The organism is Cupriavidus sp. SK-4, assembly GCF_000611125.1.
Classification (GTDB): Bacteria; Pseudomonadota; Gammaproteobacteria; order Burkholderiales; family Burkholderiaceae; genus Cupriavidus; species Cupriavidus necator.
Window position 1 is genome coordinate 215 of sequence record NZ_JFJW01000044.1, and the last position, 7,785, is coordinate 7,999.

Annotated in this window: 7 protein-coding genes; 1 reads left to right on the forward strand and 6 read right to left on the reverse strand. The window is 66.2% G+C overall.

The window, feature by feature from the left end; translation table 11 throughout:
- Window positions 1-45: 45 nt before the first annotated feature.
- The 6 genes from CF68_RS09095 to trxA all read right to left on the reverse strand — a co-directional run bounded on the left by CF68_RS09095 (window position 46) and on the right by trxA (window position 6,750).
- Window positions 46-1,398 (reverse strand): MATE family efflux transporter, encoded by a 1,353-nt coding sequence (locus tag CF68_RS09095; protein WP_035817693.1) that lies wholly within the window; start codon window positions 1,396-1,398, stop codon window positions 46-48.
- A gap of 112 nt (window positions 1,399-1,510) precedes the next feature.
- On the reverse strand, window positions 1,511-3,298 hold the full coding sequence (locus CF68_RS09100; protein ID WP_035817696.1) for a glycosyltransferase family 39 protein: 1,788 nt from the start codon (window positions 3,296-3,298) through the stop codon (window positions 1,511-1,513).
- A gap of 245 nt (window positions 3,299-3,543) precedes the next feature.
- Complete coding sequence (locus CF68_RS09105; RefSeq protein ID WP_010814268.1) at window positions 3,544-3,804, reverse strand: type B 50S ribosomal protein L31; 261 nt, start codon at window positions 3,802-3,804, stop codon at window positions 3,544-3,546.
- 201 nt (window positions 3,805-4,005) lie between these two features.
- Window positions 4,006-4,857, reverse strand: a complete 852-nt coding sequence (locus CF68_RS09110; RefSeq protein WP_035817699.1) for a M90 family metallopeptidase — start codon at window positions 4,855-4,857, stop codon at window positions 4,006-4,008.
- 124 nt (window positions 4,858-4,981) lie between these two features.
- Window positions 4,982-6,244 carry a transcription termination factor Rho gene (rho, locus tag CF68_RS09115; RefSeq protein WP_010814266.1) on the reverse strand — a complete coding sequence of 421 codons (1,263 nt, stop codon included), beginning with the start codon at window positions 6,242-6,244 and terminating at the stop codon, window positions 4,982-4,984.
- A 179-nt stretch (window positions 6,245-6,423) separates the two neighbouring features.
- Window positions 6,424-6,750, reverse strand: coding sequence for a thioredoxin TrxA (trxA, locus tag CF68_RS09120; protein WP_010814265.1), 327 nt, complete (start codon window positions 6,748-6,750; stop codon window positions 6,424-6,426).
- A 444-nt stretch (window positions 6,751-7,194) separates the two neighbouring features.
- Between trxA and CF68_RS09125 the strand changes: the two genes are divergently transcribed.
- On the forward strand, window positions 7,195-7,473 hold the full coding sequence (locus tag CF68_RS09125; protein WP_035817701.1) for a hypothetical protein: 279 nt from the start codon (window positions 7,195-7,197) through the stop codon (window positions 7,471-7,473).
- Window positions 7,474-7,785 lie beyond the last annotated feature (312 nt).

Genomic DNA, 7,785 nt, shown 5'->3' on the forward strand with positions numbered 1-7,785 from the left:
GCTGAAATTGCGGGCCTCCGCCCTTGCGGGCGGCCGGTGCCAGAGTCAGTTTTCCGGATCCTTGCTGACCCGGCTGAAATACCGCACCAGCAGCACGCCTGCAATTGCCAGGCTGATGCTGTTGGCCAGCCAGAAGCCGCTCGCGCCGCGCGTGAAGGCGGGCATGCCCTCGATCAGCCCGAAGCCCAGCACATAACCCCCGCCCAGTCCGATGCCCCACAGCGAGCCGGCATAGATCAGCGTCGGAATCAGCGCGATCTTGTACGCGCGCAGGATAAACGCTGTCATCACCTGCACCGCGTCGAAGGCCTGGTAGAACGCCACGAACAGCACCAGCGGCAGCGCTGCCGCGACCACCGCGGGATCGCTCGCGTAGGCGTGCAGCACCGGCTTGCGCAGCAGCCACAGCAGGGCACCGGTCAGCACCGCCAGCGTCACCGCCATGCGGATGCCGCGCCAGGCAAGGCGGCTGGCGCCGGCCAGGTCGCGCGCGCCAAGATGCTGTGCCACCAGCGTCGAGGTGGCAATCCCTAGCGACAGCGGCAGCATGTAGGCCACCGCGCCCAGGTTGGCGATGATCTGGTGCCCGGCCAGCGTCACCGTGCCCAGGCGCGTGATAAAGATCGACATCAGCGTGAACGAGGTGATCTCGATCAGGTAGGTCAGGCCCATCGGCAGGCCCAGCCGCAGCAGCGCGCGCAGCGGGGCGGCAGCCGGCCAGCTCCACGTACTGAAGATCCGCAGCGGGTGATAGGCGCTGCCGTAGCGCAGGATCAGCAGCCCGGCAATGCACCAGGCCCAGCTGATCAGCGTCGAGGCCAGGCCGCAGCCGGGGCCGCCCATGGCCGGCACGCCCAGGCCGCCGTGGATGAACCAGGCATTGAGCGGCACCTTCAGCGCCAGCCCGCCGATCTGCAGCACCGTCACCATGATCGGGCGCGACAGCGCATTGTTCAGCGCCGAGTAGATGCGGAAACCGAGCGCCGCCGGCAGCCCGAAGGCGCCGAAATGCAGGTAGGCGGTGGCCTTCTCGACCAGCTCGGGCGGCGCCTTGGCGAAAGCGAGCAGCGGGGCCGGGAAGGCCAGCAGCAGCACGCCCGGAATCGCCAGCGCGGCGCCCAGCCATGCGGCCTGCCGGACCTCGGCGCCGATCGCCTCGATGCGGCCGGCGCCATAGAGCTGCCCGGCGATGGGCGACAGCGCCTGCAATACGCCCATCAGGCTGATATAGATGGTGACGTAGATCGAGCCGCCCAGGCCCACGGCGGCGAGGTCGGTGGCCGAGGCGCGCCCGGCCATCACGGTATCGATGACGCCAAAGGCGATAACGGCAAGCTGGCCGGCCAGCACTGGACCGGCCAGGCTGGCGATACGGCGAAGGTCTTGGAACAGGGTCATTCAGGGCTCGGCAGGCTTGGTCAGGGCTGGATGGTCAGCCCCGCAGCCGCCTGCGGCCGGAATGGTTCGATGGCGCGACAGGCGCTGCGGTGGTGGTGACGCCGGAAAGGGCTCAGGGCTGGCGCGGCAGGCGGCGCCGCGGCAGGTCGGGGCGCGGATGGACGGCGCGCTCGGTATCGACCAGCCGATACATGCGGAAGCGCTCGTCGCGGTCCGCGGGGCGGCGGCCTTCCCAGATCAGCCGCCACTCGAAATGCGAGATATTGCCCGGCTCGCCATAGTCGACCGAATCATGGCGCAGCAGCACGTCGCAGCCGTCGTTGGGGCCGCCAAAGCGGATATGGCCGAAATAGGCGAACGACGCCAGCTGCGCATCGCCCATGCGGATCGGCTGGACGCACTGGTAGGCAGGCGGCAGCGCCATCGCCGCGGCCTGGGCCACGTCGCGGTAGGTCTTGCCGTAGTTGATCGAGGGCAGCCACAGCGTCATTGCCATGACCCACATCAGGGTGGTGCCGGCGGCGGAAATCACCACCGGGCGCCAGATCTGCTTGGGCGCGCGCGACAGCCGCCAGCGCACGATCAGCACCCACGCGACCGTGGCCGCCAGTGCGAACACCACCGCGGCGATGGTGAACTCATGCTGGTAGCCGGGCAACTGGCGGAAGACATTGCGCGCGATGCGCGGCGGCCAGCCGGTGGTCTTGGCGATCCACATGAACCAGACCGTGCCGCCGAAGATGGTGAAGAACAGCAGCGCGAACCAGTCGATCGCGTTGATCACGCCGCGCGCCAGCGTGGGCAGCGCGAATGCGGCCAGCACGGCCATCGGCGGCAGCAGCAGGATGAACTGCACGTCGCCGGCGCTGCGTTGCAGGAACAGCAGCACCAGCACCGGCAGCAGCAGCGCCAGCGGCGCTGCCACATGAGGGGCGCGGCGCATGCCGGTCCACGCGATCCAGGCCCAGCCCGCGATCGGCCAGACCGGCCACGTGTACAGGAACAGGTTGCGCATGTTGAAGCCGAAGGTCGCCACATTGGGCGAGCCGTAGCTGCGGCGGTCATAGCGCGACCATTCGCGGATGAAGGTCACCGCCTCGTCGCGGTCGGCCGCGCCAAAGTAGGCGGTCGCCAGCCACGCCGACACCATCAGCAGCGCCAGCGGAATGCCGATGGCGGCCAGGCGCCGCCACGGCAGCGGCTTGCACACCAGTGCGCAGACCGCGCTGCCGCCCAGCAGCGCCAGCGGCAGCAGGGGCCCGCTGGCCAGCGCCAGCCCGCCCAGCGCGGCGCCATAGACCAGGCTGCCTTGGATGGGCTTGTCGAGGCTGCGCACCATGCCGTACAGGGCCAGTGCAATAAAGGCGACCTGGCCGACCTGCGGCGTGGTCTCGTGCCCGCGCATGGCCAGGCCCACGCAGGCCAGGAAGATCAGCAGCGCGCCGTCGGCCAGCGTGCGGCCGTAATCGCGCGCGTTGGGCTGGCCGCCGAAGGCATAGGCAAAGGGCTGGACCTCGTCGCGCCGGCCCAGCAGGTAGGTGGTGTACCAGATGCAGGCGCAGGTCGCGAAGAAGAACAACGCAGTGGCCAGCCGCGCGGCGTCGGCCGCGCCCAGCCAGCTGCCGAAGCCGCGGATCATCAGCGCGCCGATCCAGAATACCAGCGGGCCGTCCTCGCTGTACGGGCGGCCGACGATATTCGGCATCAGCCAGTCGTGCAGGTTGCCGGTGGCCAGCTGCCACATCACGCCAAAGCCGGCGGCGTCCTCGTTCTTCCACGGGTCGCGGCCGAACAGGCCGACCAGGCCATAGATGATGCAGATCGCCAGCAGCAGCGCGCGCGGCAGGGCGCCGGTCGCGGCAGCGGTCAACTGGACGGGTGAGGTATTGGCTTGACGCATCGATGCTCAGGTCGGGCCGTGGCGCAATGGCGCGAAGGCCACAGTATCGCGCATGCGGCGGCCGCGCGGGCCGTGGCATGGCGTGGAAGCCTCACGGGGTGTGGGGTAAATCCAATGAATGCGGCGCTACCGGTCATGGTCCGGCACAAAAGCAAAGAGGCAGCCGATGCTGCCTCTTTGCTGTTTCGCACAGGCCCCGGAGCATCTGTCCGCAGGCCTTGCGAAGCGGGGTTCGCTGAAAGCGATTACTTCGCAGCCTTGCCCAGCTTGTTGCCGAACTTCTGGCGGAACTTTTCCACGCGGCCGGCCGTGTCCATGATCTTCTGGGTGCCGGTGTAGAACGGGTGCGATTCCGACGAGACTTCGATCTTGGCCAGCGGGTACTCCTTGCCGTCCTTCACGATCTTGTCCTTGGTCTGGATGGTCGAGCGGGTGATGAAGCTGAAGTCGCTGGACATGTCCTGGAACACGACTTCGCGGTAATTCGGGTGAATGCCTTCTTTCATGATGAGTCCTTTCTGGTTGGGTAGCCAGTCCGTTGCAATCCGCTGTTCTCTGCCGAGGGCGAGAGCGTGCATGGCGCGGCGACGAACGAACCACTTGCCGGTAACGGGCAAACCGGGATTATGGCAGAAAAACAAATACTTGGGGAAGAGGCTGCGTCACGCGCGGCACAGAAAGTGTTGCGTAGGAATGCGGCAAAAACATCACATGAAGGCCGGATCCTGGCGATAGAAGGCGGCCAGCGACTGGTATACAACCGGCCAGTGCCGCGCCAGCCCGGTCGGCTCGACAAAAAATGCCTCTGACGTCACGGCAAAGAACTCGCTCGGCGCCTCGGTCCCATATGGGTCGATGACGCGCAGCGCCGGCGGCAGCCGCTCCGGGTGCTCCCAGTCGGCCTCGTCGCGTGCCTCCCAGGCCTCGGCAAAGCGGTCGTACTCGGTCAGGAAGGTTTCGGCCCAGGCTTCCGCGTCGATGTCCGGGTGCAGTACGCGCGAGAAGGGAGGCACGCCGTCGGGCTCGCCGTCGAGCATGTCCAGCTTGTGGGCGAACTCGTGGATGACCACGTTGTAGGTATCGGCCGGCAGTTCGTGGTCGCTGTCGATGCCGGCCCCGGGGGTGTGCACGTCGGGCCAGGACAGGATCACCGGCCCGTGCTCCCAGGCCTCGCCGCTGGCTTCCTCGACCACGCCGTGCACCAGCCCGATCTCGTCCTGCACGGTCCGGCGGATGATGAACTCGCCCGGGTAGAGCACGATTCCGTGCCAGCCCCGGTACCAAGGCAGCCCCAGCTTCAGGATCGGCACGCAGGCCTGCACGGCAACGCTGGCCACCATGTCGTCGGCCAGCGGCAGGTCGTGCGCGGTGGAATATTCCTTGTCGGCGATGAACAGCGTGGCCAGTTCGCGCAGGGCCGCCAGGTCTTCGCTGCCGTAGCGCTGCACGAACGGCAGCGTGGCGACCGTGCGCGCCCACAGCGCATCGGGGATGGCGTAGTGCTCCAGCTTGCGGGCCCGCGAGCGGGTGCGCAGGAATGAGGTCAGTTTGCCGAGCATGGGCGTAGCGCGGTGCGCTGTGAAATGGTCCGGCAACAAAAGGTCGGGCAACAAAAAAAGGCGTGCCGTGGCACGCCTTCCTGTCCGCCTTGCGGCGATGCTGCGTTGACGCTGCAGCGAGGGCTCAGCCGCCTCTGCGCATCATATCGAAAAACTCGGCGTTGTTCTTGGTGGCCTTCATCTTGTCCATGATGAATTCCATCGCCTGCACTTCATCCATGTCGGAGATGAACTTGCGCAGGATCCAGATCTTCTGCAGGATTTCCGGCTTGATCAGCAGCTCTTCGCGGCGCGTGCCCGACTTGTTCAGGTTGATCGACGGGTAGACGCGCTTCTCGGCCAGGCGGCGTTCCAGGTGCACTTCCATGTTGCCGGTGCCCTTGAACTCTTCATAGATCACGTCGTCCATGCGGCTGCCGGTTTCGATCAGCGCGGTGGCGATGATGGTCAGCGAACCGCCTTCTTCCAGGTTGCGCGCGGCACCGAAGAAGCGCTTCGGGCGCTGCAGCGCGTTGGCGTCCACACCACCGGTCAGCACCTTGCCCGAGGCCGGCACCACGGTGTTGTAGGCACGCGCCAGGCGGGTGATGGAGTCCAGCAGGATCACCACGTCGCGCTTCAGTTCGACCAGGCGCTTGGCCTTCTCGATCACCATTTCGGCAACCTGGACGTGGCGGATGGCCGGTTCGTCGAAGGTCGACGCAACCACTTCGCCGCGCACCGAGCGCATCATCTCGGTCACTTCTTCCGGACGCTCGTCGATCAGCAGCACGAACAGGTCGGCTTCCGGATGGTTGTTGGCAATCGCGTGGGCGATGTGCTGCAGCATCACGGTCTTGCCGGACTTAGGCGATGCCACCAGCAGCGCACGCTGGCCGCGGCCGATCGGCGCGATCATGTCGATGATGCGGCCGGTGATGTTTTCTTCAGCCTTGATATCGCGTTCGAGCGTGAGCGGCCGGTTCGGGTGCAGCGGCGTCAGGTTCTCGAACATGATGCGGTTCTTGACCGCTTCGGGCGGCTGCCCGTTGACCTTGTCCACCTTGACCAGCGCAAAGTAGCGTTCGCCGTCCTTGGGCGTACGCACTTCACCCTCGATCGAATCGCCGGTGTGCAGGTTGAAACGGCGGATCTGGGACGGGCTGATGTAGATGTCATCCGTGCTGGCCAGATACGAGGTTTCGGGCGAGCGCAGGAAGCCGAAGCCGTCGGGCAGCACCTCCAGCGTGCCGTCTCCAAAGATGGTTTCGCCCATCTTGGCGCGCTTCTTCAGGATCGCAAACATCAGTTCCTGTTTGCGCATCCGTTGTGCGTTGTCGATCTCGAGCGTAGCCGCCATTTCGAGAAGCGCAGACACGTGAAGCGATTTGAGTTCTGTCAGGTGCATAGACGAGGGGTACAGATGGGCCCGGACGGGCGAGACCTAAAGGGAAGGGGGGAAATGAGCGAACGCTCGGGGAGTTGTTGGTGGCATCTTAGCACAATCCGACCGGCGCGCCAGGGTGTGGCGCACGCACGTCGGATCGTGACAGAACCGGGACCGTGGGTCAGGTCCCGGCGCGCAGCTTACAGGTTGCCGTCGAGGAAGGCGGTCAGTTGCGACTTGGACAGCGCGCCGACCTTCTGGGCCGCGACCGCGCCGTTCTTGAACAGGATCAGCGTCGGGATGCCGCGGATGCCGAACTTGGCCGGCACCTGCTGGTTTTCATCGACATTGATCTTGGCGATCTGCAGCTTGTCGCCGTAGTCCTTGGCGACTTCGTCCAGGATCGGCGCGATCATCTTGCAGGGGCCGCACCATTCCGCCCAGAAGTCGAGCAGGACGGGTTTGTCGGACTGGAGGACGTCAGCGTCGAAGGAGGCGTCGCTCACATACTTGATTTGTTCGCTCATGGCGGAAAACCTCTGGTTTCGCTCTGTTTATGTTGAAGGCTGGAGACTTCGGAGGGCCGAACCGTTACCTTACACGAGATTGCGCGGACCCGTCGGGCCGCCTCCGCAGCCCGCAAACAGGCTGTGGGGGCCGCTGCCGCGCCCGGTGCTGCCGATATGTTACCAGTTTGCCGATTTTCAAGACCGGCCTGGCAAACACTCGAAAGCGCGCCGGCACGGAAATGATTCTGCTGCAATCGGGGGATACATTGAAATGCTTATTTTCTATGGCGCCGAGAGATTCGGGCAATCGCTTGCGGCACGCGAAAGGGTGTGTCATAGAATGCACTTATGCGTGCGTTCGCGGTGCCGGATGCGTGTGGCGTGCGCGTAGAATAGAAAGCGGTTCGCGGGCGGCGCCAGCGGGCCAATCTTGCATCCTGCGCCACTGACTAGGTCATCGACATGAACACCGATCCCCGCAAGCCTTCGCAGCCCGAGTCCGAGCCCGGCCAGGCGCCGGACGTGGACCACCTGAGCGATGCGCTGGACCATATCAGCAGCGCCGTGGAGACCAACAGCATCGCCAGCGGCGCCGCACGCGGCCTGGTCTACAGCATCATCGAGACCCTCGGTACCCTGGTGGGCGACCCGGACCTGCCCGAGCATGCGCGCTCCGGCTATGAGGGCCTGCTCGAGACCGCGCGCGAGATCCGCGCCCGGCTGGAAGGCGGTTCGGACTGAGCCGGTTCCGCCTGTCCCGCATCGCACTTGCCGCCAGCCGCTCAGGCCGGCGGCGCCCGTATTGTTTCCGTTGCATCCTGACGCTTTCGCCGACCGACGCAGCTCGCGCAGCCATTCCGGGCTGCGCCCCACGCGCCCATGACGTCGCTACGTTTTCGCCCTGGCCCTGATTTCCTCGACCAGGCGGCCACCGCTGCCTGGTATTTCCTCGACCGCTGCGGGGCGCCGGAGGCGGGCGCGCACGTGGTCGTGCCCACCGCCGCGCAGATCCCCGGCGTGCGCCAGGCACTGGACGCCGCCGCGCGCGCGGCG

Coding starts and splice junctions, on each gene's coding strand:
- trxA (WP_010814265.1), bottom strand. CDS start 6,750: ATGAGCGAACAAATCAAGTATGTGAGCGACGCCTCCTTCGACGCTGAC.
- CF68_RS09105 (WP_010814268.1), bottom strand. CDS start 3,804: ATGAAAGAAGGCATTCACCCGAATTACCGCGAAGTCGTGTTCCAGGAC.
- CF68_RS09110 (WP_035817699.1), bottom strand. CDS start 4,857: ATGCTCGGCAAACTGACCTCATTCCTGCGCACCCGCTCGCGGGCCCGC.
- CF68_RS09125 (WP_035817701.1), top strand. CDS start 7,195: ATGAACACCGATCCCCGCAAGCCTTCGCAGCCCGAGTCCGAGCCCGGC.
- rho (WP_010814266.1), bottom strand. CDS start 6,244: ATGCACCTGACAGAACTCAAATCGCTTCACGTGTCTGCGCTTCTCGAA.
- CF68_RS09100 (WP_035817696.1), bottom strand. CDS start 3,298: ATGCGTCAAGCCAATACCTCACCCGTCCAGTTGACCGCTGCCGCGACC.
- CF68_RS09095 (WP_035817693.1), bottom strand. CDS start 1,398: ATGACCCTGTTCCAAGACCTTCGCCGTATCGCCAGCCTGGCCGGTCCA.